Consider the following 25108-nt stretch of genomic DNA (forward strand, 5'->3'; position numbering starts at 1 on the left):
CGGGGTAGGGGCGCCGGAACGGGAAATGGAACGGCGTTTCGAGGGCCGGGCCCGCTGCAAGATCGCCCCGGACGTGCGGTTACGCTCGGCTCCATGAAACCCAGCGTGCTGACCCGCTATCGGGTGATGGCCTACGTCACCGCCGTCATGCTGCTCGTCCTCTGCGTCTGCATGATCTTCAAATACGGCTTCGACAAGGGCGAGGGCCTGACGCTCGTCGTCTCCCAGGTCCACGGTGTGCTCTACATCGTCTACCTGATCTTCGCCTTCGACCTCGGTTCCAAGGCGAAGTGGCCGATGGGCAAGCTGCTCTGGATCCTGCTCTCCGGCACCATCCCGACGGCCGCGTTCTTCGTCGAGCGCAAGGTCGTCCGCGAGGTCGAGCCGCTGCTCGCCACCGGCTCCCCGGCGACCGCCAAGGCCTGAGGGCCCGCCGGTCCGCACGCACCACCCGAACCGCCCCGTGCCGAGCACCGGGCGGTTTGCCATCGACATTTACTAGGACGTCCTAGTAAATTCGAATGCATGGACGCTGACGCGATCGAGGAGGGCCGCCGCCGCTGGCAGGCCCGTTACGACAAGGCCCGCAAGCGTGACGCGGACTTCACCACGCTCTCCGGGGACCCGGTGGAGCCCGTCTACGGGCCCCGCCCCGGCGACTCGTACGAGGGGTTCGAGCGGATCGGCTGGCCCGGCGAGTACCCCTTCACCCGGGGACTGCACCCGACCGGCTACCGGGGCCGCACCTGGACCATCCGCCAGTTCGCCGGCTTCGGCAACGCCGAGCAGACCAACGAGCGCTACAAGATGATCCTGGCCGCCGGCGGCGGCGGGCTCAGCGTCGCCTTCGACATGCCGACCCTGATGGGCCGCGACTCAGACGACCCCCGCTCGCTCGGCGAGGTCGGGCACTGCGGCGTGGCCATCGACTCCGCCGCCGACATGGAGGTCCTCTTCAAGGACATCCCGCTCGGCGACGTCACCACGTCCATGACGATCAGCGGCCCCGCCGTCCCGGTCTTCTGCATGTACCTGGTCGCCGCCGAGCGCCAGGGCGTCGACCCGGGGGTGCTCAACGGCACGCTCCAGACCGACATCTTCAAGGAGTACATCGCGCAGAAGGAGTGGCTCTTCCAGCCCGAGCCCCACCTGCGCCTCATCGGCGACCTGATGGAGCACTGCGCCCGCGACATCCCCGCCTACAAGCCGCTCTCGGTCTCCGGCTACCACATCCGCGAGGCCGGTGCGACGGCCGCGCAGGAGCTCGCGTACACCCTGGCCGACGGCTTCGGCTACGTGGAGCTGGGCCTCTCCCGCGGCCTCGACGTCGACACCTTCGCGCCCGGCCTCTCCTTCTTCTTCGACGCGCACCTCGACTTCTTCGAGGAGATCGCCAAGTTCCGCGCCGCCCGCCGGATCTGGGCCCGCTGGATGAAGGAGGTCTACGGGGCGAAGACCGACAAGGCGCAGTGGCTCCGCTTCCACACCCAGACCGCCGGTGTCTCGCTCACCGCCCAGCAGCCGTACAACAACGTCGTGCGGACCGCCGTCGAGGCGCTCTCCGCGGTTCTCGGCGGCACCAACTCGCTGCACACCAACGCCCTCGACGAAACCCTCGCGCTCCCCTCCGAGCAGGCCGCCGAGATCGCGCTGCGCACCCAGCAGGTGCTGATGGAGGAGACCGGCGTCGCCAACGTGGCCGACCCGCTGGGCGGTTCCTGGTACGTCGAGCAGCTCACCGACCGGATCGAGGCCGACGCCGAGAAGATCTTCGAGCAGATCAAGGAGCGCGGCACCCGGGCCCACCCGGACGGGCAGCACCCGATCGGGCCCATCACCTCCGGCATCCTGCGCGGCATCGAGGACGGCTGGTTCACCGGCGAGATCGCCGAGTCCGCCTTCCGCTACCAGCAGGCGCTGGAGAAGGGCGAGAAGCGGGTCGTCGGCGTCAACGTCCACCACGGCTCGGTCACCGGCGACCTGGAGATCCTCCGGGTCAGCCACGAGGTCGAGCGCGAGCAGGTCCGGGTCCTGGGCGACCGCAAGGACGCCCGCGACGACGCCCGGGTGAAGGCGGCCCTGGACGCGATGCTGGCCGCCGCCCGCGACGGCTCCAACATGATCGCGCCGATGCTCGACGCGGTGCGGGCCGAGGCCACGCTCGGCGAGATCTGCGGCGTCCTGCGCGACGAGTGGGGCATCTACACGGAGCCGCCCGGCTTCTGACGGACGGACGGGTTCCCGGGAGCGGCGGGCGGCAGGGCCACCCTCCCGGGGCTCGCCCCCTCCTGGGGACCCACCCCTCCCGGGGACCCGCACCGCTGTCCGTCCGTACCGCGCGCCGCCGGGGCGGCCCTCAGACCGCGGCCGCCGACCCCAGCCCCGCGAGCAGCAGCACGGTGAAGCGGCGGGCCCAGTCCGCGTCCACGGGCTCCGCGCTCACCAGCACCCGGTGCACCACCGCACCGGCGATCACGTCGAAGATCAGGTCGGCGGTCGCCGCCGCCCCGTCCTCGTCCTGCTCCCGGGGCAGCTCCCCGCGCTCCTGGGCCCGTCGGCGCCCCTGGAGCACCAGCCGCTTCTGCCGGGCCACGATCGAGTCGCGTATCCGGGCCCGCAGCGCCTCGTCGCGCGTCGACTCCGCGACCACCGCCATCAGCGCCGTCCGGGTCTCCGGCCGTTCCAGCAGCGCGGCGAACTGCAGCACCACCGACTGCACATCGGCCGACAGGCTGCCCAGGTCGGGCAGTTCCAGTTCGTCGAAGAGGACCGCGACGGCGTCCACGACCAGTTCGTTCTTGCCCGCCCACCGCCGGTACAGGGTCGTCTTGGCGACCCCGGCCCGCGCCGCCACGTCGCTCATCGTCAGCTTCGACCAGCCGAGATCGACCAGGGAGGCCCTGGTCGCCTCCAGGATGGCCTCGTCGGCCGCGACGCTGCGCGGGCGTCCCGTTCGTGGGGGTTCGGGGTGGGGGCGGCTCGGCATGCCGTGACCATACCGGTCAGTAAGTAGAACCGGCCGGTCCCCGGAGCCGTGAGACAGATCACCGGGCGCACTTGTGCGCCAGGGGTACGGGGGAGTTACGCTACGGGTCGTAGCGTAAGAGCGACGGTCCCGCCGTCGTGACGCCGCGACCGAATGACAACCACAGGCACCGGGTGGGGACCCGGGGCCGAAACGGACCTTTCAGGGGTCCAACGGGTCTTTCAGGGGCCCTCGGACCGGGTCCGTCCGTGCGCCCCGCACACCGGCGGGGGGCTGCGGACGGACACGGTTCCCGTCTCGCTTTTCGGATCGGCGTGCCAAGGGGGGAGGATGTACGTATGCAGCCTAGGAACATGTCCATGAGCGGCGTCGTCGACCTCGCCGCGGTGAAGGCGGCCGGTGAGGCCAAGGCGAAAGCGGAGCAGGCCCGTGCCGAGGCCGCCCGGCAGGGCGGTGGCGGCGGCGTGTCCCCCTCCGCCCTGGTGATCGACGTCGACGAGGCGGGCTTCGAGAGCGAGGTCCTGCAGCGTTCCGCCGAAGTCCCGGTCGTCATCGACTTCTGGGCCGAGTGGTGCGAGCCGTGCAAGCAGCTGGGGCCGCTCCTGGAGCGCCTGGCCCGCGAGTACAACGGCCGCTTCGTGCTGGCCAAGATCGATGTCGACGCCAACCAGATGCTGATGCAGCAGTTCGGCATCCAGGGCATCCCGGCGGTCTTCGCCGTCGTCGCCGGGCAGGCCCTCCCGCTCTTCCAGGGCGCGGCCCCCGAGGCCCAGATCCGGCAGACGCTGGACCAGCTGATCCAGGTCGGCGAGGAGCGGTTCGGGCTCACCGGGATCGTGGTCGACCAGGACGCCGCCGAAGGCGCCGACCGGGCCCCGGCCGAGACCCCCGCCGGACCGTACGACGCCCTGCTCGAAGCCGCCGCGCGGGCGCTGGACGCCAATGACTTCGCCGGCGCCGTCCAGGCGTACCGCAACGTCCTGTCCGACGACCCGGCCAACACGGAGGCCAAGCTCGGCCTCGCCCAGGCCGAACTCCTCTCCCGGGTCAAGGACATGGACGCGCAGCAGGTCCGCAAGGACGCGGCCGAGCGCCCGGCCGACGTCGCCGCGCAACTCGCGGCGGCCGACCTGGACCTGGTGGGCGGTCATGTCGAGGACGCCTTCGGCCGGCTCGTCGAGACGGTGCGCCGCACCTTCGGCGACGACCGGGACGCCGCGCGGGTGCGGCTGCTGGAGCTCTTCGAGGTGATCGGCCCGGACGACCCGCGGGTCGTGGCCGCGCGTACCGCGCTGGCGCGGGTCTTGTTCTGATGTGACAACACGGCCGCGGCGCCCGCCGGTTGCCGCGGCCGTTTTCGCGACCGGGCGACAAGAGACACCTCTGCTTTACCAAATCTTGATAAAGCCAGTGCCTGTTACTCGGAGTAAATCGCCCTCCGGGATCTGTCCCCTTTGAGGCGCCGATCCGCCCTTTCGTCCGCTGATTCCGGGCCACCCTGTGTGGTGGCCCGGTCTCGGTCGGTCGAGCGGCGGTCGGCAGGCCGTTACCAGCGAGTAACGAACCCCCTTGTGCCACGGGCGGGAATGCACCACGATCGGCCGGGCTCGGTCCAATAACGTCAGCCCGACCGCCAGTCGGTGCGGCGGCCCCGTTGGGTCCCCACCGAGTGGGTCGGCGGCAGTGGTGGCCGGCTCCGGACAGGGGGGTTCCTGTCGTCCGGCAGGGCCTGTCCGATACGGGTCGCGCGCATGCGTGACCAGTGGTTGTCGCTCGGGGGTGATCGCCGGTGGTTCGGGCGCGGTTCGTGCCTCCGTACGCAGGCGCTCTCCTTCCCGAGGACGTAGCACTTCTCCCATCCCAGGACGGGCCGAGGCCCGGACCGGAGATGTACGTCCGAGAAGGAGGAAAAATATGAGTTCCCAGGTTCGTGGCGGTACCAGATGGAAGCGCTTCGCTCTGGTCATGGTGCCGAGCGTCGTCGCGACCGCGGCGGTGGGTGTCGGTCTCGCGCAGGGCGCCCTCGCGGCGTCGTTCAGCGTGTCGGGCCAGAGCTTCAAGGTGAGCACCGACAAGCTCGTCGGTGAGGACTTCGTCCAGTACGGCAGCGTCGCCACCGGCAAGGACCTCAAGGGTGACGACGCGGCGCACGCGGTGGCCGTGTCCGGCTTCAGCAAGGCCACGATCACCAACATGTGCCAGTCGGTGGTCACGCCGAACCTGCCGTTCGGTCTCGGCAACGTCACGCTGCAGCTGCACGCGGGTACGAACCCGAAGAAGCCGGTCAAGGCGACCAACCTGTACCTGGACGTCGCCGAGCTCGACGCCGACGCGTACTTCGAGAACATCGACATCGGTGTCGCCGCCGGCGAGGTCGGGGCCCCCGGCATCCAGGCGGGCACCGAGAAGAAGGTGAACCCGAACGGCTTCGCGCAGCGCGCCAAGAAGGCGACGCTGAAGAACGTGAAGCAGACGGCATGGGCGACCACGGCGGGCACCTTCAAGCTCAGCAACCTGAGCCTGCGCCTGCACAGTGGCGTCAAGGAGTGCTACTAAGCACCCGCCAGGGTGGCCGGAGCCCTCCTTCGGGGTCTCCGGCCGCCCGATCCCTTCTCTTCTTCAGGCAGTACCGGTTCCAGGGAGCTGTTTTCCATGAGCCCCGAGTCCACAGGGCAGAACGAGCACTACCTCCGCGTCTTCTGGCGTGGATTCCGCACCTGGCGGGGTAACCGGCCGTTCTGGGCGGGCCTGTTCACCATGATGGGTGGTCTACCCATCGCGTACTTCCCGTACGCCAACATGCATCTCGGCAACATCACGCTGGCGATGTCCACGACCGCCGGCGCGGGATCGCTGATCATCGGGGTCCTGCTGATCACGCTGGGCCTCACGATGTGGTTCCACCACATCGTGCGGGTGTTCGCCGGAGTCGCCGCGATCCTGCTGGCGCTGATCTCCATCCCGGTCGCCAACATCGGCGGATTCCTCGTCGGCTTCCTGTTCGCCATGCTCGGCGGAGCGCTCTCCGTCTCCTGGGCCCCGGGCGAGCCGGACCCCGAGCCCGAGCCCGCCGGTGCGGTGGACTCCGCGGCGGCCGGCCACGGCCGGGGCGCGCAGCAGCCCGGCTCCGAGTTCCACACCACGGCGGCGGTTCCCCAGCAGCCGGAGCAGTACGACACGACAGTCGAGGCCGACGGCGGGAGGCATCGTGCGGGGTGACGAGACGCAGCTGAACTCGACCGGGGAGGGCCTCCGGCCGAAGAGCGGACCGCGTCACGCGGCCCCCAGGAAGTCGTTGCTGACGAAGCTGCACATACCGGCCGGCAAGGCGTTCGCGCTCGCCGCGATGCCGACGGCCGTCTTCGTGGGCATGGGCCTCACCCCCAAGCTCGCGATGGCCGACGACAACCCGGAGATCCCGTTCGCTCCCGGCCCCTGCGTGACCCGCTCCGACGAGCCGAGCGAGTCGCCCTCGCCGTCCGCCTCCCGGACCGGGTCGCCGTCCCCGTCCGCCACCGACGCCGGTGACGGGAAGAAGGACGAGGCGACGGCCCCGCAGCCCTCGGCCACCCCGTCCGCGGACGAGGCGGCGAAGCCGGAGACGAAGGCCGAGGCGCCCGCCGCCGCGCCGAGCGCCTCGCCCACCCCGACGCAGTCGAGGAACCCGCTCGACCCGCTGGGCATCGGCGACGCGCTGCGGGACCTCTTCGACGGACCGGACAAGGAGGAGACGGCGAGCCCGTCCCCGACCGCGAGCACCGAGTCCCCCGAGCCGTCCCAGCCCGCCGGGAAGCCCGCGGAGAAGCCCGCCGGGGAGACCACCGACACCGCGAAGAAGAAGGCGGACGAGGCGGCCGACAGGACCGCCGACGCCATCCGCGAGGCCGCGGACAAGGCGGGCAAGCCGGTCGAGGAGCTCGACGAGAGCGTCAAGGGGCTCGACGCCAAGAAGGACGAGGACATCCCGGACGGCGCCAAGAAGCGCTTCCCGTGCCCGACCGCCGACCCCGAGGCGCTGGCCGCGGCCGACCTGGAGACGGGCGTCCCGCTGCTCCCGGACGATCCGTGGATCCTGGAGAGCTCGATGCTCACCCTCAACGGGCTCGACTACGAGGGCATCGTCGAGGTGAAGACGTACGGCGGCACCGTCAAGAAGGTGCTGAAGTTCACCGCGAGCTCCATCGACATCGACGACCTCCACCAGAAGACCGTCGGCCCGAACGGCACGACGGCCCACGTCGAGGCGCGGAAGGGCTCCAAGTCCACCATCCGCAACGGCACGGTGACGATGTACACGGAGAAGCTGAAGGGCAATCTCTTCGGCCTCATCCCGGTGACGTTCAGCCCGGAGACGCCGCCCCCGCTGAACGTTCCCTTCGCCTTCTTCACCAAGGTCACGGTGGTCCAGGCGGGCCAGTTCGGCGGCTCGCTCAAAGTCCCCGGACTGCACAACTACTTCACCGGCGGCAACGGCTAGGGCACGTATTCCCGTTCCCGCACGGCACTGTGGGCCGCACTCCTCGGGGGAGTGCGGCCCACAGCCGTGCGGGAGGAGTGCGTCAGTCGCGCGCGCCGCCGCCGACGTGGTGCACCCGGACCATGTTCGTCGTACCGGGAACGCCGGGGGGCGAACCGGCCGTGATGATCATGGTGTCGCCCGCGTTGTAACGGCCCAGCTTCAGCAGCTCGCCGTCGACCAGGTCGACCATCGCGTCCGTGTTGTCCACGTGCGGCACCACGTGGGCCTCGACGCCCCAGCTCAGCGAGAGCTGGTTGCGGGTGGACTCGTCCGTGGTGAAGGCCAGGATGGGCTGTTCCGCGCGGTAGCGGGAGAGCCGGCGGGCCGTGTCGCCGGACTTGGTGAAGGCGACCAGTGCCTTGCCGTTCAGGAAGTCCGCGATCTCGCAGGCCGCGCGGGCCACCGAACCGCCCTGGGTGCGCGGCTTCTTGCCCGGCACCAGCGGCTGCAGGCCCTTGGAGAGCAGCTCCTGCTCGGCGGCGACGACGATCTTCGACATCGTCTTGACCGTCTCGACCGGGTACGCGCCCACGCTGGACTCGGCCGACAGCATGACCGCGTCCGCGCCGTCCAGGATCGCGTTGGCGACGTCGGACGCCTCGGCGCGGGTCGGCCGCGAGTTGGTGATCATCGACTCCATCATCTGGGTCGCCACGATCACCGGCTTGGCGTTCCGCCGGCAGAGCTCCACCAGGCGCTTCTGCACCATCGGGACCTTCTCCAGCGGATACTCCACGGCCAGGTCGCCGCGGGCCACCATCACACCGTCGAAGGCCATGACGACCTCCTGCATGTGCTCGACCGCCTGCGGCTTCTCGACCTTGGCGATGACGGGGACCCGGCGGCCCTCCTCGTCCATCACCTTGTGGACGTCCTTGATGTCGTCGGCGTCCCGCACGAAGGACAGCGCCACCAGGTCGCAGCCCATCCGCAGGGCGAACCGCAGGTCGTCGACGTCCTTCTCGGACAGGGCCGGGACGTTGACCGCCGCACCGGGCAGGTTGATGCCCTTGTGGTCGGAGATGACGCCGCCCTCGATGACGATCGTCCGCACCCGGGGGCCCTCGACCGCGATGACCTTCAGCTCGACGTTGCCGTCGTTGATCAGGATCGGGTCGCCCTTGGCGACGTCGCCGGGCAGCCCCTTGTAGGTCGTGCCGCAGATCGACTTGTCGCCGGGGACGTCCTCCGAGGTGATGGTGAACTCGTCCCCGCGGACCAGTTCGACGGGGCCCTCGGCGAACTTCGCCAGGCGGATCTTCGGCCCCTGGAGGTCGGCGAGCACGCCGATCGCCCGGCCGGTCTCGGCGGAGGCCCGGCGGACCCGGTCGTAACGACCCTGGTGCTCCTCGTGGCTGCCGTGACTGAAGTTGAAGCGGGCCACGCTCATGCCGGCTTCGATCAGAGCGACCAGCTGCTCGTGGGAGTCGACGGCGGGACCGAGTGTGCAGACGATTTTGGAACGGCGCATGGGGCGGATCCTATCGGTTTGTTTCGCTGCGGAATATTCCGTCTGGCGGAAGGTACAAAGGGGCGCGGGGGTGCTCAGTTGTGGACCTGTCCGACGAGCGCGAAGGTCTGGTCGGCGATCTCCAGCTCCTCGTCCGTCGGCACCACGGCGACCGCGACCCGCGCGTGGTCCGGCGAGATCAGCCGGGGCTCGCCGGACCGCACCTCGTTCAGATCCGCGTCCACCACCGGTCCGAGCCCCTCCAGGCCGGCGATGGCAGCCTGTCGCACCGGCGCCGAGTTCTCCCCGACCCCCGCCGTGAACACCACCGCGTCCACCCGGCCGAGGACCGCCGAATAGGCGCCGATGTACTTCTTCAGCCGGTGCACGTAGATGTCGAACGCCAGCGCCGCCCGCTCGTCGCCCTCGTCGACCCGGCGCCGGATCTCCCGCATGTCGTTGTCGCCGCAGAGCCCGACCAGACCGCTCCTCTTGTTGAGCAGGACGTCGATCTCGTCCGTCGACATGCCCGCGACCCGCTTGAGGTGGAAGGTGACGGCGGGATCGACGTCCCCGGAACGGGTCCCCATCACCAGCCCCTCCAGCGGGGTCAGCCCCATCGAGGTCTCCACGCACCGGCCCCCGGCCACCGCCGACGCCGAGGCGCCGTTGCCCAGGTGCAGCACGATGACGTTGACCTCCTCGGGGGGCCGCCCCAGCAGTTCGGCCGTCCTGCGCGAGACGTACGCGTGCGAGGTGCCGTGGAAGCCGTAGCGCCGGATGCGGTGCGCGTCGGCGGTCTCCGTGTCGATCGCGTACCGCGCCGCGTACTCCGGCATCGTCGTGTGGAAGGCCGTGTCGAAGACCGCCACCTGCGGGAGGTCCGGCCGCAGGGCCCGCGCGGTGCGGATGCCGGTGAGGTTCGCCGGATTGTGCAGGGGGGCCACCGGCACCAGGCGCTCGATCTCCCCCAGCACCTCGTCGTCGATCACCACGGGCTCGGTGAACCGCAGTCCGCCGTGCACCACCCGGTGGCCGATCGCCGCCAGTTCCGGGGAGTCCAGGCCCAGTCCGTCGGCCGCCAGCTCCTCGGCCGCCGCCTGCAGCGCCGCCTGGTGGTCGGCGATCGGACCGACGCGCTCGCGCGGCTCGCCGCCACCGCCGGGCAGCGGGGTGTGCACCAGCCGGGAGGTCTCCTCGCCGATCCGCTCGACCAGCCCCACCGCGAGCCGGGAGCGGTCGTTCATGTCCAGCAGCTGGTACTTCACCGACGAGGAACCGGAGTTGAGGACCAGTACGCGGTACGCGCCCGCCGCGCCGGAACCCTCTGTGGTCGGGGTGGTCATCCGTTCACTCCTCGCCCTGCGCCTGGATCGCCGTGATGGCCACGGTGTTGACGATGTCCTGCACGAGCGCGCCGCGGGACAGGTCGTTGACCGGCTTGCGCAGCCCCTGGAGGACCGGCCCGACGGCCACCGCGCCCGCCGAGCGCTGCACGGCCTTGTAGGTGTTGTTGCCGGTGTTCAGGTCCGGGAAGACCAGCACCGTCGCCTGCCCCGCCACCTCGGAACCGGGCAGCTTCGTCGCGGCGACGCTCGGCTCCACCGCGGCGTCGTACTGGATCGGGCCCTCGACCATGAGGTCCGGCCGGCCCGCCCGGACCAGGTCCGTCGCCGCGCGCACCTTGTCGACGTCGGCGCCCGAACCCGAGGTGCCCGTCGAGTACGACAGCATCGCGATCCGCGGCTCCACGCCGAAGCGGGCGGCGGTGGCGGCCGACTGCACCGCGATGTCGGCGAGCTGCTCCGCGTCCGGGTCCGGGTTGACCGCGCAGTCGCCGTACACCAGCACCTTGTCGGCCAGGCACATGAAGAAGACCGAGGAGACGATCGAGGCGTCCTCCTTGGTCTTGATGATCTCGAACGCCGGGCGGATCGTCGCCGCGGTGGAGTGCACGGCGCCGGAGACCATGCCGTCCGCCAGGCCCTCCTGGACCATCAGGGTGCCGAAGTAGTTGACGTCCGCGACCACGTCGTACGCCAGCTCCACCGTGACCCCGCGGTGCGCCCGCAGCTGCGCGTACCGCTCGGCGAACAGCTGGCGCAGTTCGGAGGTCTGCGGGTCGACGATCCGGATCCCGGCGAGGTCGATGCCGAGGTCGGCCGCCTTCTTGCGGACGAGGTCCGGATCGCCGAGCAGGGTGAGGTCGCAGACGTCGCGGCGCATCAGCACGTCGGCGGCGCGCAGCACCCGTTCCTCGGTGCCCTCCGGCAGGACCACCCGGCGCCGGTCGGCGCGGGCCTGCTCCAGCAGTTCGTGCTCGAACATCATCGGGGTGACGCGGTCGCTGCGGGCCACCGAGATCCGCTCCAGCAGGGCGCCGGTGTCCACATGGCGTTCGAACAGGCCCAGCGCGGTCTCCGCCTTGCGGGGCGTCGCCGCGTTCAGCTTGCCCTCCAGGGCGAAGAGCCTGGCCGCGGTGGGGAAGGAGCCCTCGGCCACCGACACGACCGGGGTGCCCGGTGCGAGTCGCGCGGCCAGCTTGAGTATCTCCTCGCCGGGACGCTCGTCCAGGGTCAGCAGCACCCCGGCTATGGGCGGCGTCCCGGCGCTGTGCGCGGCCAGCGAGCCGACCACCAGGTCCGCCCGGTCCCCAGGGGTGACCACCAGACAGCCCGGCGTCAGCGCGTTCAGCATGTTCGGCAGCATCGCCCCGCCGAAGACGAAGTCCAGCGCGTCCCTGGCCAGGCCGGAGTCGTCGCCGAGCAGCACCGTGCCGCCGAGCGCCGCGGTGATCTGGGCGACGGTCGGCGCGGAGAGCGCCGGGTCGTCGGGCAGGACCGAGCAGGGGACGGGCAGCCGGGCCGCCAGCCGGTCCGCGATGGCGTCCCGGTCCTCGGCCGCCACCCGGTTCACGACCATCGCGATGACGTCGCAGCCCAGCCCGGCGTAGGCGCGGTGGGCGTTGCGGGCCTCGGCCCGCACGGACCGGGCGTCCTGGCCCTTCCCGCCGACCACCACGATCACCGAGGCGCCGAACTCGTTGGCCAGGCGCGCGTTGAGCGCCAGCTCGTCGGGCAGCTGGGTGGCGGCGAAGTCGGTGCCGAGCACCAGCACGACCTCGTACTTCCGGGCGACCTGGTGAAACCTTTCGACGAGCCGGGTCACCAGCTCGTCCGTGCCCTGCTCCGCCTGGAGCGCGGACGCCTCGTGGTAGTCCAGGCCGTAGGCCGAACCGGGGTCCTGGGAGAGCCGGTAGCGGGCCCGCAGCAGTTCGAACAGCCGATCGGGCCCCTCGTGGACGAGGGGCCGGAACACCCCGACCCGGTCCACCTGACGCGTCAGGAGTTCCATGACTCCCAGATCGACGACCTGCCGGCCGTCTCCCCGGTCGATCCCGGTCACGTACACGCTGCGCGTCACGCGTGCTCTCCCGTCCGATTGCGGTTTGGGATGGTATTGACATGTTGACGATACCTGTGGGTGGCAAAGCGCCGCCCGCCGGGCGAACGGCCCCGTTCCGGGGCCCGCGGGAGCCCTCCCCGGCCCGCCGCCGACGCGTCGACGGGCCACCCGTGCGGGGGTCCCCGACCTGCCGGGGGCATCAGGTCCGTACCAACGTGGGACAATTGCCGTGGCCACGGTACGGGGATCGTCGGCGACCGACCCCGGCCCCCGGCACGGACGAGCAGGAGACACAGCACGATGCGCATCGGAGTTCTCACCGCAGGCGGCGACTGCCCAGGCCTGAACGCAGTGATCCGGTCGGTCGTCCACCGAGCCGTGGTGGGTCACGGCGATGAGGTCATCGGCTTCGAGGACGGGTTCAAGGGACTGCTCGACGGCCACTTCCGCCCCCTGGACCTCAACGCGGTCAGCGGCATCCTCGCCCGCGGCGGCACCATCCTCGGCTCGGCCCGGCTGGAGCGCGCCCGGCTGCGCGAGGCCGCCGAGAACTGCGCCGAGCTGAGCCGCCGTTACGGCATGGACGCCCTCATCCCGATCGGCGGCGAGGGCACCCTGACCGCCGCCCGGATGCTGTCGGACGCCGGGATGCCCGTCGTCGGCGTGCCCAAGACCATCGACAACGACATCTCCGCCACCGACCGCACCTTCGGCTTCGACACCGCCGTGGGAGTCGCGACCGAGGCCATAGACCGTCTCAAGACCACCGCCGAATCGCACCAGCGGGTCATGGTCGTCGAGGTGATGGGCCGCCACGCGGGCTGGATCGCGCTGGAGTCCGGCATGGCCGGCGGCGCGCACGGCATCTGCCTCCCCGAGCGCCGCTTCGAGGTCGACGACCTGGTGAAGATGGTCGAGGAACGCTTCGCGCGCGGCAAGAAGTTCGCGGTCGTCTGCGTCGCCGAGGGCGCCCACCCGGCCGAGGGCTCCATGCCGTACGCCAAGGGCGAGATCGACCAGTACGGCCACGAGCGCTTCCAGGGCATCGGCAACCGGCTGGCCATCGAGCTGGAGACCCGGCTCGGCAAGGAGGCCCGACCGGTCATTCTCGGCCATGTCCAGCGCGGCGGCACACCGACCGCGTACGACCGGGTGCTCGCCACCCGCTTCGGCTGGCACGCGGTGGAGGCGGCCCACCGGGGCGACTTCGGACGGATGACGGCGCTGCGCGGCAACGACATCAGGATGGTCCCGCTCGCCGACGCGATCACCCAGCTCAAGACGGTTCCCAAGGACCGGATGGACGAGGCGGAATCGGTCTTCTGACCCGCCCGCGCGGCGGTGCCGTCGCGCGCCGGCACCCGGCGGCCCTGACTGTCCCCCCGTGGACGGTCAGGGCCGCTCGCCGTTCCCACGGCCACGTGGCCGTACGGAGGCACCGGTCCCGGACGGTTCCGGTGCCGGAATCAACTCTTGAGCCCGGGGCGCGGATCAACAAGGCTTCTCCCTGTCCCGGACATGTCCCAACTCTGTCCGGACACGGATTCCAGGGGAGGGGCACGGAAACATGGTGGTCGAGGGCAGGGCTCCGGACCCCCGGGAGGCGCGGAGCGCGGACGAGTTCGTCGCCCTCCTGCGGGTGCTCAAGGACGCGTCGGGGCTGACGTTCCGCGAACTGAGCCAGCGGGCCGACGCGGTCGGGGACGTCCTGCCGAGGTCCACGATCGCCAACATGCTCGGGCGCACCTCGGTCCCGCGTGAGGAGCTCCTCGCCGCGTTCGTACGGGCCTGCGGATGCGGGCCGGCGGAGGTCGGCGACTGGCTCGCGGTGCGCAAGGAACTGGTCGTGCACGGGCGGCGGAGCGGAACGGGCGGGAGCGGCGACCGGGCGGAGGAGGACGGGGCGGCCGGGGCGTCCGGGGACGGCCCCGCGGACGGGTCGGCGCGGCCGTCCCCGGACGCCCCGGCCGCCGGTCCGGACCCCGCCCGCCGCCGGAGGAACCGCGTCGTCCTGGCGGCGGTCGTCTCGGTGGTCGTGCTCGCCGTCGTCGCGACGACCGCCGTCCTGCTCGGAGGGGACGAGGACGAGGGCCGGCCGGACACCCGCCGGGCGACCGGGCCCGTGGCGGGGCGGACGGTGCAGATCCGGTCCGTGCACTCCGGATACTGCCTCAGCGAGGAGCAGGGCAGCGACAGCGGGCGGCTGTACCAGGTGCGGTGCGAGCAGGAGACGATCCCGGCCTTCTCCCTCCAGCCGCTGGGCGAGGACATCTGGCGGATCGTGACCGACCACCCCGTCTATGGTCAGGGCTGCACCGGGATCTGGGACGGGGCGCGGGAGAACGGGGCCCCGCTCCAGGACCAGGAGTGCGGCAAGCGCGACGAGGCGGAGGAGTTCCGGATCGAGCCCGTGGGCAGCCCCGTCGAGGGCTACCGGATCCGCCCCGTCCACACCCGTCTGTGCGTCGGTGCCGAGAGGTACGGCAAGGAGCGCGGCGCCGAGCTGGTGCAGACGGACTGCGCGGGGGAGAGGAAGAGCCTGTTCTCCTTCGACCCGGTGGCCACGCGGACGGCCGGCGGCTGAGGGCGGGTCACCGCCCGGTCCGGGGCCGGGGCGAGAGGCGGTGGCGGACGGCAGACGGTGGTGGTCGGCCGGGGTCGGGGCGGCGGGGCTCAGACCTGCGGCCCGTGCACCCCGGCCGTCCGCCAGAACCGTTCCAGGACCTCGGCCAGGAAGGCCCGCCCCGCATCGCCCGCCGTCCCGGTCCGCTCCGTCCTCCTGCCCGCGCCCGTACCCCTTCCCGTGCCGCTCCGGCTCGGCATCGGGGCCATCAACGCCTGGTAATCGGTGTGCAGTTGCTCCAGCACGTCCTGGACCACCCCGTGCTCCAGCGGCACCAGCTTCGCCACCGGCCGGACCCGGGCCTGCCAGCGCGTCGTCACCGCCTCGCGCAGCAGCCCGGCCAGCTCCTCGTCCCGGCCGGACACCGTCACGAACCCGGCGGGCGTCAGCCCCAGCACCTTGGTGAGCAGCGCCGACTGCCGGTCGTTGCCGCGCCAGCGCCCGGACTCCTCCATCCGCCGGTACGCCTCCCCGGTCAGCCCCAGCAGCCGGGCGAACTCCGCCTGATCCAGGCCCTTGGCCGTCCGGTGCTCCCGCAGGGTGCGGGCCCCGGTGAGCAGTTCGGCCGGGGAGCACCACAACACCCCGGCCAGCGCCTTGAGTTCGTACTCGCTCGGCACGGCGGTGCCCCGCTCCCAGGCGATCACCGTGACGGTGGCGACCCGCAGCCCGTACTGGGCGCCGAGGCCGTACGCGACATGGCTCGGCAGCATCCCCAGGGCCTCGCGGAGCCGGCGGGCGGCGGGGGCGTCGAAGGGCGGTGAGGGGCGCACGGCCCCACCGTAGGAAGCCGGGCGGCGGTACGGCCACGGTGCGTTTTGCCGATATCGCGGCTCGTAGGAAGGTCCGAGGGGGAGATCCGGAGGAACGTCCCGGGTGCTCCGTGACCGCGACCGGGCGGTCGGCCGTCCCGCACCGCGACCGGCCGTGCGGTCAGCGGTTCTCGGCCACCCAGCGGTAGTGCAGCTCCGGGCGTCCGATCTGGCCGTACTGGGGCCTGCGCACCGCCCGCCCCACCGTCACCAGGTGCTCCAGGTAGCGGCGGGCGGTGATCCGCGAGATCCCCAGCGCCTCACCGGCCGCCGCCGCCGTCACCCCGTCCGGCGCGGACCGCAGGGTGCGGGTGACGGCCTCCAGCGTCGGACCGCTCAGCCCCTTCGGCAGCTGTGCCGGCTGCGGTGCGCGCAGGACGCCGAGCGCCCGGTCCACCTCGTCCTGGCCGCTCGCCTCACCGGCCGCCGCCCGGAACTCGGCGTAGCGCACGAGCCGGTCACGCAGGGTGGCGAAGGTGAACGGCTTCAGCACGTACTGGACGACCCCGAGCGACACCCCCTCCCGGACGACGGCCAGATCGCGCGCCGACGTCACCGCGATGACATCGGCCGAGTGCCCGGCCGCGCGCAGCGAGCGCAGCAGTTGCAGGCCGTGGCCGTCGGGCAGGTACAGGTCCAGCAGCAGCAGATCGACCGGGGTGCGCTCCAGCGCCCGCACCGCCTGGGCCCGCGAGTGCGCGACGGCCGCCACCGCGAACCCCGGCACCCGCTCCACGTACAGCCGGTGGGCGTCGGCCGCGACGGGGTCGTCCTCGACGACCAGCACCCGGATCACGCGAGGGCTCCCTTCCCGGGCACGGGCGCGGGAGCGGGTACGGGAGCGGGCGCCGACGCCGGGGCGGGCACGGCGGCCGGGGGCAGCCGCACCGTGAACTCCGCGCCGCCGTCCGCCCCGCGGTCCAGCGTCACCGACCCGCCGTTGCGGTGCACCGCCTGCCGGACGAGGGCGAGCCCGATGCCACGGCCCGCGCCGTGCGTCGACCAGCCGCGGGCGAACACCTCCCCGGCGGCGGCCGGGTCGATCCCGGCCCCGGTGTCGGCGACCCGCAGCAGCAGCCCGTCCTCCCCGGCGAGCGCGGTGACGGTGACCCGGGCCCGCCCGTTCGGCCGCCCGGCCGCCGCCTCCCGCCGGCCGGGCCCGGACCCCGGCGCACCGGCCGCCGCCTCCGACGCCGCGTCCACCGCGTTGTCGATCAGATTGCCGAGGATCGTCACCAGGTCCCGGTGCGACAGGGTCGGGGGCAGGGAACCGTCGTCGATCAGGCTGTCCTCCGCGAGCACCAGCTCCACGCCCCGTTCGTTGGCCTGCGCCGCCTTGCCGAGCAGCAGCGCGGCCAGCACCGGTTCGGCGACCGCGCCCACCACCCGGTCGGTGAGCGCCTGGGCCAGCTCCAGCTCGGCGGTGGCGAAGCCCACCGCCTCGTCGGCCCGGCCCAGCTCGATCAGCGAGACCACGGTGTGCAGCCGGTTCGCCGCCTCGTGCGCCTGCGAGCGCAACGCCTGGGTGAAGCCCCGCTCCGAGTCCAACTCGCCCGAGAGCGCCTGGAGTTCCGTGTGGTCGCGCAGGGTCACCACGGTGCCGTGCTGCTCACCGCCCACCACCGGGCGGGTGTTGACCACGATCACCCGGTCCGCCGTCAGATGCAGCTCGTCGACCCGTTCCTCGGCGGCGAGCAGCGCACCGGTCAGCGGGGCCGGCAGCTCCAGCTCGTCGACCCGGCACCCCACCGCATCCGGCTCCAGCCCCAGCAGTTCCCGGCCCGCGTCGTTGATGAGCGCGATCCTGCGCCGCCCGTCGAGCATCAGCAGCCCCTCGCGCACCGCGTGCAGCGTGGCCTGGTGGTAGTCGTGCAACCGGCTCAGCTCGGCGGCGTTCATGCCGTGCGTGTGCCGCCGCAGCCGGGCGTTGATCACATAGGTGCCGATGCCGCCGAGCGCCAGCGCCCCGCCCGCCGCCAGCCCCAGCGCCCCGAGCTGCTCCCGCACCTGCGAGGAGACCCGGTCGACCGTGATGCCCGCGCTGACCAGGCCGACGATCCGGCCGCCGTCGCGGACCGGGGTGACGACCCGGATCGAGGGGCCGAGCGTGCCGGTGTACGTCTCCGAGAACGTCTCGCCGCGCAACGCCCGCGCCGTGTGCCCGAGGAACTCCTCCCCGATCCGGTCGGCGTCCGGATGCGTCCAGCGGACCCGGTCCGGGGACATGATCGTGACGAAGGCGATCCCGGTGTCCCTGCGCACCCGCTCCGCGTACGGCTGGAGCACGGCCGACGGATCGGGGGTGCCGATCGCCTCCCGCACCGACGGCGAACCGGCGATCGCCAGCGCGGCCGTCCGCACCTGCCGGGTCGCGGTCTCCTCCGCCTGCTCGCTGCCGGAGACGTAGGCGAAGAACGCGCACCCCGCCACCACCGCGGCCACCAGCACCACCTGCATGGCGAAGAGCTGGCCGGCCAGGCTGCGGGGACGGGTACGGGGCAGACGCATGGCCACCAGTGTGCCCGGCCGGAAACGTGTGAACGAAATGCACGCAACGGTGACCGGGGTCACAGGGAGCGAGATATTCGCCAAGGGTTTTTTCCGGCCATGCGTGCCGGGGCAGGCCCTTGCACCCCTCCAGGGACGGGGGAGTGACCCGGACGAGCCGAGGAGAACCCCCGTGGGAGTGGCAGCCGCCAGGCGGGACCGTACGCACTATCTGTATCTCGCCGTGATCGCGGCGGTCGGGCTCGGCATCCTCGTGGGCTTCGTCGCCCCGGATGTCGCCGTCGAGCTCAAGCCGATCGGCACCGGCTTCGTGAACCTGATCAAGATGATGATCTCGCCCATCATCTTCTGCACGATCGTGCTGGGCGTCGGCTCGGTGCGCAAGGCCGCCAAGGTCGGCGCGGTCGGCGGCCTCGCCCTCGGCTACTTCCTGGTGATGTCGACCGTCGCGCTCGCCATCGGCCTGCTCGTCGGCAACCTCCTGGAGCCCGGCCAGGGCCTGCACCTCACCGAGGCGGCGCGGGCCGCCGGGGAGAAGCAGGCGGCGGGCGTGAGCGAGTCCACCGTGGACTTCCTGCTCGGCATCATCCCCACCACGATGGTCTCCGCCTTCACCGAGGGCGAGGTGCTCCAGACCCTGCTCGTCGCGCTGCTCGCGGGCTTCGCGCTGCAGGCCATGGGCGCGGCGGGCGAACCGGTCCTGCGCGGCATCGGCCACGTCCAGCGCCTCGTCTTCCGCATCCTCGCCATGATCATGTGGGCGGCCCCGGTCGGCGCGTTCGGCGCGATGGCCGCAGTGGTCGGCGAGACCGGCATCGACGCGCTGAAGTCGCTCGCGATCATCATGGTCGGCTTCTACCTCACCTGCGCGATCTTCGTCTTCGTGGTGCTCGGCACGATCCTGCGCCTGGTCGCCGGGGTCAGCCTGATCGCCCTGCTGAAGTACCTGGGCCGCGAGTTCCTGCTGATCCTCTCCACCTCCTCCTCGGAGTCCGCCCTGCCGCGGCTCATCGCGAAGATGGAGCACCTGGGCGTCAGCCGGCCGGTCGTCGGCATCACCGTGCCGACCGGCTACTCCTTCAACCTCGACGGCACCGCGATCTATCTCACGATGTCCTCGCTCTTCATCGCCAACGCGATGGGCGACCCGCTGAGCGCCGGTGAGCAGATCTCCCTGCTGCTCTTCATGATCGTCGCCTCCAAGGGCGCGGCCGGGGTCACCGGCGCCGGCCTCGCCACCCTCGCGGGCGGCCTCCAGTCGCACCGACCCGGCCTGGTCGACGGCGTCGGCCTGATCGTCGGCATCGACCGCTTCATGAGCGAGGCCCGCGCCCTGACGAACTTCGCGGGCAACGCCGTGGCCACCGTTCTGGTCGGCACCTGGACCAAGGAGATCGACAAGGAGCGGGCCGCCCGGGTCCTGTCCGGCGCGCTCCCCTGGGACGAGCGGATGCTCAACCAGGACGGCGAGGTCACGGAGGTCCCCGGGCCGCGCGACGGCGACGACGAGCTCGCCGTGACGAAGGCGTAGCGGCCCTCCGGCTTCCGGAACACGACGACGAGGGGCCGTCGCGGACACCACTGCGACGGCCCCTCGCCGCGCCGGCCGCATGGGCGACGCCCCCGCGCCGCAGCGGCGCCTTCCGGCCGACACCTCGTGTGTCGGCCATTGTCGCCGGGGTGCCCCTCACGGGCGGGCGGACGGCGCTAGCGTGATGGGCGTCATCACGCCGGGCGATCCGGCGATCACACAGGGGGATCCGTCATGAACTCGCGTACCAGCCACGCTTTACCCAGGGCGTTGGCCGCCCTCGTGGCCGCGCTGGCCGTCGTGCTCGGCCTGACCGCACAGACCGGGACGGCACGGGCGGCCGAGACCTCCGGCCTGGCCGCGCTGACGTTCACCGCGGCCGGCAACGGCCGGAACCTGGACGTGCAGAACGGCAACACGGGGGACGGCGTCTACGTCGTCACCAACTCCGCGCCCGGTTACCACCAGCAGTGGACCGCCAACAAGCAGGCCGACGGTTCGTTCACCCTGGCCAACGACTTCACCGGGAAGTGCGTGGCGACCGGCCTTCCGCTGCGGCAGCAGTCGTGTTCCGGGGCCGCCTCCCAGCGCTGGTACTTCCAGCCCGTCACCGGCGCCGCCAACACCTTCATGATCCGCAACGCCGGTGACAACAAGTGCGTCGACATCGTCCTGAACGCCCAGTACGACGACGCCTGGACCCAGACCTACGGCTGCAACGGCTCCGCCGCGCAGCAGTGGCGGATCCCCGCCGCCGCCTCGGGCGACGCCATGGCCGCCGCCGTGGAGTACGCCTCCAAGCGCTGCCAGAAGGACGCGGCCACCTGCTCGTGGACGAAGGGGGTCCAGGCCCCCGCCGCGCCGCTGCCCGTCGAGTGCGTCTCGCCCGTCTGGTACAACGGCACCGGCGCGCCCGTGCCGTGGACGTTCTCGCTGACCACCACCAGCGGATGGTCGAGCGAGCTCAGCGTGTCCTTCGAGACGAAGCTGGGCACGGGATCACCGAACCCCGTCCAGACGAGCGTCGCCCTCACCATCTCCGGCAAGGTGACGTACGACCTGAGCGAGACGCTGGGCAACAGCCTGACCATCACCGTCCCGCAGCAGCAGTACGGCTGGGTGGCGCTGTCGAAGCTGGCCACGAAGGTGACCGGCGAGTGGACCTTCGACGCGAACGGGTACCCGTGGAAGGCGCAGGACACCGTCACGGTGCCCCTGACCAGCGACGACCAGGGCCACGCCAGCGTCTACCTGGCGAAGACCGCGCCCGAGTTCACCACCTGCGGCTGACCCCGGACGCGGTCGCGATCACACCGGCCGCAGCCACACCGTCGCCAGCGGCGGGAGCGTCAGTGACAGGCTGGCGTTCCTGCCGTGGGACGGGACCGCCTCCGGTTCCAGCGGGCCGGGGTGGCACACGTCGCCGCCGCCGTACCGCGCGGCGTCCGTGTTGAGGACCTCCGCCCACACACCCCGGTCGCCGGGCACCGCCGGGACCCCGAGGCGGTAGTCGTGCCGCACCACCGGGGAGAAGTTGCTGACGGCCAGCAGCGGCGAGCCCTGCGCGTCGAAGCGCAGGAACGCGAAGACGTTGTCCTCGGCCGCCCCGCCGTCCACCCAGTCGAAACCCTCCGGGACCGTGTCGCGCTGCCACAGCGCGGGCGTGGCGGCGTACACCGCGTTCAGGTCGCCCACCAGGGTGCGCACGCCCCGGTGATCGGCCTCCGCCCCGTACGAGGGGTCGAGCAGCCACCAATCCGGGCCGTGCCCCTCCGACCACTCCGCGCCCTGGGCGAACTCCTGCCCCATGAAAAGGAGTTGCTTGCCCGGGTGGGCCCACATGAAGCCGAGGTAGGCCCGGTGGTTGGCGCGCCGCTGCCACCAGTCGCCCGGCATCTTGGAGACCAGCGACTGCTTGCCGTGCACCACCTCGTCGTGCGAGATCGGCAGCACGTAGTTCTCGCTGTACGCGTACACCATCGAGAAGGTCATCTCGTTGTGGTGGTACTTGCGGTGCACGGGCTCCTTCGTCATGTACTGCAGGGAGTCGTGCATCCAGCCCATGTTCCACTTCAGCCCGAAGCCCAGCCCCCCGAAGCCGCCCGGCCCGACGTGGTGGGTGGCGCGGGTGACCCCGTCCCAGGCGGTGGACTCCTCGGCGATGGTGACGACGCCGGGGTTGCGCCGGTAGACGGTGGCGTTCATCTCCTGGAGGAAGGACACCGCGTCCGGGTTCTCCCGGCCGCCGTGCTCGTTCGGCGACCACTGTCCGTCCTCGCGCGAGTAGTCGAGGTAGAGCATCGAGGCGACCGCGTCCACCCGCAGCCCGTCGATGTGGAACTCCTCGCACCAGTAAGTGGCGTTGGAGACCAGGAAGTTGCGCACCTCCTTGCGCCCGTAGTCGAACTCCAGCGTGCCCCAGTCGGGGTGCGCCGCGCGGGCGGGGTCCGGGTGCTCGTACAGCGGCCGGCCGTCGAACTCCGCCAGCGCCCAGTCGTCGCGCGGGAAGTGTGCGGGCACCCAGTCCATGAGGACGCCGATGCCGGCCCGGTGCAGCGAGTCGACCAGGAGGCGGAAGTCGTCGGGGGAACCGAGCCGGGAGGTCGGGGCGTAGAAACCGGTGACCTGGTAGCCCCAGGAACCGCCGAAGGGATGCTCGGCGACCGGCATCAGCTCCACGTGCGTGAACCCCAGCTCCTTCACGTACGCGGGCAGCTGGGAAGCGAGTTGACGGTATGTCAGTCCAGGTCGCCAGGACGGAAGGTGCACCTCGTACACGGAGAACGGCGCCTCGTGCACCGGCACGTCCCCGCGGTGCGCCATCCATTCCCCGTCCTGCCACACGTGGTGCCGGTCCGTCACGATCGACGCGGTGGCCGGCGGCACCTCGGTCCGCCGGGCCATCGGGTCGGCGCGCACCGTGTGCGAACCGTCCGGGCGGCAGATGTCGAACTTGTAGAGCGTGCCCTCGCCGATCCCGGGCAGGAACAGCTCCCACACCCCGGAGGAACCGAGCGAACGCATCGGGAAGCCGGTGCCGTCCCAGTAGTTGAAGTCCCCGGCGACCCGCACCCCGCGGGCGTCGGGCGCCCAGACGGTGAACCGGGTGCCCGCCACCCCCTGGTGCTCCATGGGCCGGGCGCCCAGGGCGGTCCACAGCTCCTCGTGCCGCCCCTCGCCGATCAGGTGCAGATCGAGCTCCCCGAGCGCGGGCAGGAAGCGGTACGGGTCGTGCGTCTCGATCTCGGTGTCCTCGTAGCCGACCAGGAGCCGGTACTCGGGCAGCGCGGGCATCGGTAGCAGCCCGGAGAAGAGCCCGTCCCCGTCGTCGTGCAACCGCGCCCGCAGCCCCTTGCCGAGCACCGTCACCCCACGCGCGTACGGACGCAGCACCCGGAAGACCACCCCGCCCCGGACCGGGTGGGCGCCGAGCAGGTCGTGCGGGGCGTGGTGCGCACCGGCCAGCAGCCGGGCCCGGTCCTCGGCGTCGAGGGGCGGCGCCGGCCGCACCCCGTGGGTGCCGGGCTCCCGGCGGGGGTGCGGCGACTCGGCGCCGGCCGGCTTCTTCCGCCGGGTCCGGGCGGCCGGTTCCGCCGCCGGGGACCCCGGGGGAGCCGTCCCGGCCGGCGCCCTGGGCGGGGCGGTCCCGGCCGGGGGCAGCGGCGGGGGCGGGGAGGCGTCGGTGGGGGCGGGCGTCTTGCGGGACGGCTTGCGGGCGGTCACGGGGACGGCCTCCTCGGGGGTGCGGCTCGATGGGTGGGGTCGGTGCGGAACGGAAGGAAGAGGGGGTGCCGGGTGCTCAGTCGGCGCCGAGGGCCAGCCGGTGGATCGCGGCCATCGGGACCGGCAGCCAGTCGGGCCGGTGGTGCGCCTCGTACAGCACCTCGTACACCGCCTTGTCGGTCTCGTGGGCGCGCAGCAGTTCCGGTTCGCCGCGCGGGTCGGTGCCCGAGGCCCCGGCGTAGCCCTCGCAGTAGGCGGTCCGGCAGCGGGCCGCCCACTCGTCGTTCCACGGGCGGTGCGAGCGGGCCGCGTAGTCGAAGGAGCGGAGCATGCCGGCGACGTCGCGGACCGGGAGCTGGGGCCGGCGGCGCTCGGGCAGCGGCCTGGCCGGTTCGCCCTCGAAGTCGATCAGCGACCAGAAGCCGTCGGCGGCGCACAGGGTCTGGCCGAGGTGGAGGTCGCCGTGCACCCGCTGGACCGCCCGGTCGCGCCCCCGGTGCCCCGACGCCGCCACCGCGTCGAAGGCGCCGCGCAGCCCGGGGACGTACGGCACGAGCGCCGGTACCGACTGGGCCGCGGCCTCCAGGCGCCGCACCATCGCGGTGGCCAGGTGCTCGCTCTGGGACCGGTGCAGGGCGGGCGTCGGCAGGGCGGCGGCGAGCGCGGTGTGCACCTCGGCGGTGGCCCGGCCCAGGGCGTGGGCCTCGTCGGTGAAGTCCCGGCCCTCGGCGAGGGCCCGCAGGGCGAGCTGCCAGCCGTCCTGCGCGCCGCTGAGGAACGGCTGGAGCACGCCGAGGGTGAGCGGTTCGGGGCTCGCGGTCTCGAACCAGGCGACGGGGGCGGGCACCCGGCCGCAGCCCTGGCGGGCGAGCGCGAGCGGCAGCTCCAGGTCGGGGTTGGTGCCGGGGAAGACCCGGCGGAAGATTTTGAGGATGAAGGCGTCGCCGTAGACGAGCGAGGTGTTGGACTGCTCGGTGTCCAGGACCCGCGGCGTCAGCCCGGCGGCGATGGGGGAGCCGCCCCGCTCGAAGCGCAGGGCGCCGAGGGTGCCGGGGGTACGGAACCGTTCCAGCAGGAGTTCGGCCAGCAGCGGGTCGCGCAGTCCCTCGTACACGGTGCGGCCGGCGAGCGGGCCGGTCCGCACGTGCCCGACGAGCGCGGGCGCCAGCCGGGCCGGCAGCACCGACCGCACCCCGAGCAGCAGTTGGTAGCAGTCGTCCGGCGACTGCGCGGGCATGGTCGGCTGATGGGCCCGGATCAGCAGGTGGAGCAGCCCGGTACCGGTCCCGTCGGCGACCGGGCCGGTGTCCACCGGCAGTATCTCGGTCGCCGACACCAGCGAGAAGCCGGTGACCGGCCGCCCCTTGCCCGCGAACCAGCGCTGCCGGGGCAGCCATTCGTGCAGCAGGGGGGCGAGTGACGGGAGGAGGTCCGTGCTGTGGGCCGGGGCGACCCGGGTGGATACAGCCTCCGACATGGCGTCGCGTCCTTTCCCCGGGCACCCCATGGAATGCGGAGAGTGTCCCGGATTGCGGCATTTGCTGTCCGGCT

The 25108-nt window shown here is 72.1% G+C and carries 19 protein-coding genes; 10 read left to right on the top strand and 9 right to left on the bottom strand.

Annotation, left to right across the window (positions count from 1 at the left end; translation table 11 throughout):
* Positions 1-93: 93 nt before the first annotated feature.
* Positions 94-426 carry a DUF3817 domain-containing protein gene (locus OCT49_RS25065; RefSeq protein ID WP_283854078.1) on the top strand — a complete coding sequence of 111 codons (333 nt, stop codon included), beginning with the start codon at positions 94-96 and terminating at the stop codon, positions 424-426.
* Between the two features lie 99 nt (positions 427-525).
* A complete protein-coding gene (icmA, locus tag OCT49_RS25070) occupies positions 526-2226 on the top strand; it encodes a coenzyme B12-dependent isobutyryl-CoA mutase large subunit (RefSeq protein WP_283854079.1) in 1701 nt (566 codons plus the stop codon).
* 130 nt (positions 2227-2356) lie between these two features.
* On the opposite strand, the gene OCT49_RS25075 is transcribed toward icmA, so the two are convergent.
* A complete protein-coding gene (locus tag OCT49_RS25075) occupies positions 2357-2986 on the bottom strand; it encodes a TetR/AcrR family transcriptional regulator (RefSeq protein WP_283854080.1) in 630 nt (209 codons plus the stop codon).
* 338 nt (positions 2987-3324) lie between these two features.
* On the opposite strand from OCT49_RS25075, the gene OCT49_RS25080 reads away from it, so the two are divergent.
* From OCT49_RS25080 to OCT49_RS25095, 4 genes are all read left to right on the top strand, one after another.
* Positions 3325-4299: a tetratricopeptide repeat protein gene (locus OCT49_RS25080; RefSeq protein ID WP_283854081.1), complete on the top strand. Its 975-nt coding sequence runs from the start codon at positions 3325-3327 to the stop codon at positions 4297-4299.
* Between the two features lie 601 nt (positions 4300-4900).
* Positions 4901-5542: a DUF6230 family protein gene (locus OCT49_RS25085; protein ID WP_283854082.1), complete on the top strand. Its 642-nt coding sequence runs from the start codon at positions 4901-4903 to the stop codon at positions 5540-5542.
* Positions 5543-5638: 96 nt separating this feature from the next.
* Positions 5639-6205 carry a DUF6114 domain-containing protein gene (locus OCT49_RS25090; protein WP_283854083.1) on the top strand — a complete coding sequence of 189 codons (567 nt, stop codon included), beginning with the start codon at positions 5639-5641 and terminating at the stop codon, positions 6203-6205.
* Positions 6195-7463: a hypothetical protein gene (locus tag OCT49_RS25095; RefSeq protein WP_283854084.1), complete on the top strand. Its 1269-nt coding sequence runs from the start codon at positions 6195-6197 to the stop codon at positions 7461-7463. The genes OCT49_RS25090 and OCT49_RS25095 overlap by 11 nt, the downstream gene beginning before the upstream one ends.
* Positions 7464-7545: 82 nt before the next feature.
* Here the strand turns inward: OCT49_RS25095 and pyk are convergent, their stop codons facing one another.
* The 3 genes from pyk to pta form a co-directional block, all read right to left on the bottom strand.
* Positions 7546-8976, bottom strand: a complete 1431-nt coding sequence (pyk, locus tag OCT49_RS25100; protein ID WP_283854085.1) for a pyruvate kinase — start codon at positions 8974-8976, stop codon at positions 7546-7548.
* Between the two features lie 74 nt (positions 8977-9050).
* Positions 9051-10301, bottom strand: a complete 1251-nt coding sequence (locus OCT49_RS25105) for an acetate kinase (protein WP_283854086.1) — start codon at positions 10299-10301, stop codon at positions 9051-9053.
* A gap of 4 nt (positions 10302-10305) precedes the next feature.
* The gene (gene pta / locus OCT49_RS25110; RefSeq protein WP_283854087.1) at positions 10306-12378 is read right to left on the bottom strand and encodes a phosphate acetyltransferase; all 2073 of its coding nucleotides are present in this window, start codon (positions 12376-12378) and stop codon (positions 10306-10308) included.
* A 282-nt stretch (positions 12379-12660) separates the two neighbouring features.
* On the opposite strand from pta, the gene OCT49_RS25115 reads away from it, so the two are divergent.
* Together OCT49_RS25115 and OCT49_RS25120 are read left to right on the top strand one after the other, a co-directional pair.
* Entirely contained in the window at positions 12661-13686 is a 1026-nt protein-coding gene (locus tag OCT49_RS25115; RefSeq protein ID WP_283854088.1) for an ATP-dependent 6-phosphofructokinase, read from the top strand.
* A 241-nt stretch (positions 13687-13927) separates the two neighbouring features.
* Positions 13928-14944: a helix-turn-helix domain-containing protein gene (locus OCT49_RS25120; RefSeq protein WP_283854089.1), complete on the top strand. Its 1017-nt coding sequence runs from the start codon at positions 13928-13930 to the stop codon at positions 14942-14944.
* 89 nt (positions 14945-15033) lie between these two features.
* On the opposite strand, the gene OCT49_RS25125 is transcribed toward OCT49_RS25120, so the two are convergent.
* From OCT49_RS25125 to OCT49_RS25135, 3 genes are all read right to left on the bottom strand, one after another.
* Positions 15034-15696, bottom strand: coding sequence for a helix-turn-helix domain-containing protein (locus tag OCT49_RS25125; protein WP_283855936.1), 663 nt, complete (start codon positions 15694-15696; stop codon positions 15034-15036).
* A 220-nt stretch (positions 15697-15916) separates the two neighbouring features.
* Complete coding sequence (locus tag OCT49_RS25130) at positions 15917-16591, bottom strand: response regulator (protein WP_283854090.1); 675 nt, start codon at positions 16589-16591, stop codon at positions 15917-15919.
* Entirely contained in the window at positions 16588-18303 is a 1716-nt protein-coding gene (locus OCT49_RS25135; protein ID WP_283854091.1) for a sensor histidine kinase, read from the bottom strand. The genes OCT49_RS25130 and OCT49_RS25135 overlap by 4 nt, the downstream gene beginning before the upstream one ends.
* A 172-nt stretch (positions 18304-18475) precedes the next feature.
* Here OCT49_RS25135 and OCT49_RS25140 point away from each other — a divergent pair, with 172 nt between their 5' ends.
* Together OCT49_RS25140 and OCT49_RS25145 are read left to right on the top strand one after the other, a co-directional pair.
* Positions 18476-19834: a cation:dicarboxylate symporter family transporter gene (locus OCT49_RS25140; RefSeq protein ID WP_283854092.1), complete on the top strand. Its 1359-nt coding sequence runs from the start codon at positions 18476-18478 to the stop codon at positions 19832-19834.
* A gap of 234 nt (positions 19835-20068) precedes the next feature.
* The gene (locus OCT49_RS25145; protein WP_283854093.1) at positions 20069-21124 is read left to right on the top strand and encodes an RICIN domain-containing protein; all 1056 of its coding nucleotides are present in this window, start codon (positions 20069-20071) and stop codon (positions 21122-21124) included.
* Between the two features lie 18 nt (positions 21125-21142).
* On the opposite strand, the gene glgB is transcribed toward OCT49_RS25145, so the two are convergent.
* Together glgB and OCT49_RS25155 are read right to left on the bottom strand one after the other, a co-directional pair.
* Complete coding sequence (glgB, locus tag OCT49_RS25150) at positions 21143-23557, bottom strand: 1,4-alpha-glucan branching enzyme (RefSeq protein WP_283854094.1); 2415 nt, start codon at positions 23555-23557, stop codon at positions 21143-21145.
* Between the two features lie 76 nt (positions 23558-23633).
* Positions 23634-25034: a maltokinase N-terminal cap-like domain-containing protein gene (locus tag OCT49_RS25155; RefSeq protein ID WP_283854095.1), complete on the bottom strand. Its 1401-nt coding sequence runs from the start codon at positions 25032-25034 to the stop codon at positions 23634-23636.
* Positions 25035-25108 lie beyond the last annotated feature (74 nt).

It is taken from the genome of Streptomyces sp. ML-6 (assembly GCF_030116705.1).
Taxonomy (GTDB): domain Bacteria; phylum Actinomycetota; class Actinomycetes; order Streptomycetales; family Streptomycetaceae; genus Streptomyces.

Bases quoted from the DNA above. Each gene is read 5' to 3' on its own strand.
- OCT49_RS25065 (WP_283854078.1), top strand. From the start codon at position 94: ATGAAACCCAGCGTGCTGACCCGCTATCGGGTGATGGCCTACGTCACC.
- icmA (WP_283854079.1), top strand. From the start codon at position 526: ATGGACGCTGACGCGATCGAGGAGGGCCGCCGCCGCTGGCAGGCCCGT.
- OCT49_RS25075 (WP_283854080.1), bottom strand. From the start codon at position 2,986: ATGCCGAGCCGCCCCCACCCCGAACCCCCACGAACGGGACGCCCGCGC.
- OCT49_RS25080 (WP_283854081.1), top strand. From the start codon at position 3,325: ATGCAGCCTAGGAACATGTCCATGAGCGGCGTCGTCGACCTCGCCGCG.
- OCT49_RS25085 (WP_283854082.1), top strand. From the start codon at position 4,901: ATGAGTTCCCAGGTTCGTGGCGGTACCAGATGGAAGCGCTTCGCTCTG.
- OCT49_RS25090 (WP_283854083.1), top strand. From the start codon at position 5,639: ATGAGCCCCGAGTCCACAGGGCAGAACGAGCACTACCTCCGCGTCTTC.
- pyk (WP_283854085.1), bottom strand. From the start codon at position 8,976: ATGCGCCGTTCCAAAATCGTCTGCACACTCGGTCCCGCCGTCGACTCC.
- OCT49_RS25105 (WP_283854086.1), bottom strand. From the start codon at position 10,301: ATGACCACCCCGACCACAGAGGGTTCCGGCGCGGCGGGCGCGTACCGC.
- OCT49_RS25115 (WP_283854088.1), top strand. From the start codon at position 12,661: ATGCGCATCGGAGTTCTCACCGCAGGCGGCGACTGCCCAGGCCTGAAC.
- OCT49_RS25120 (WP_283854089.1), top strand. From the start codon at position 13,928: ATGGTGGTCGAGGGCAGGGCTCCGGACCCCCGGGAGGCGCGGAGCGCG.
- OCT49_RS25125 (WP_283855936.1), bottom strand. From the start codon at position 15,696: ATGCTGCCGAGCCATGTCGCGTACGGCCTCGGCGCCCAGTACGGGCTG.
- OCT49_RS25135 (WP_283854091.1), bottom strand. From the start codon at position 18,303: ATGCGTCTGCCCCGTACCCGTCCCCGCAGCCTGGCCGGCCAGCTCTTC.
- OCT49_RS25145 (WP_283854093.1), top strand. From the start codon at position 20,069: ATGAACTCGCGTACCAGCCACGCTTTACCCAGGGCGTTGGCCGCCCTC.
- OCT49_RS25155 (WP_283854095.1), bottom strand. From the start codon at position 25,034: ATGTCGGAGGCTGTATCCACCCGGGTCGCCCCGGCCCACAGCACGGAC.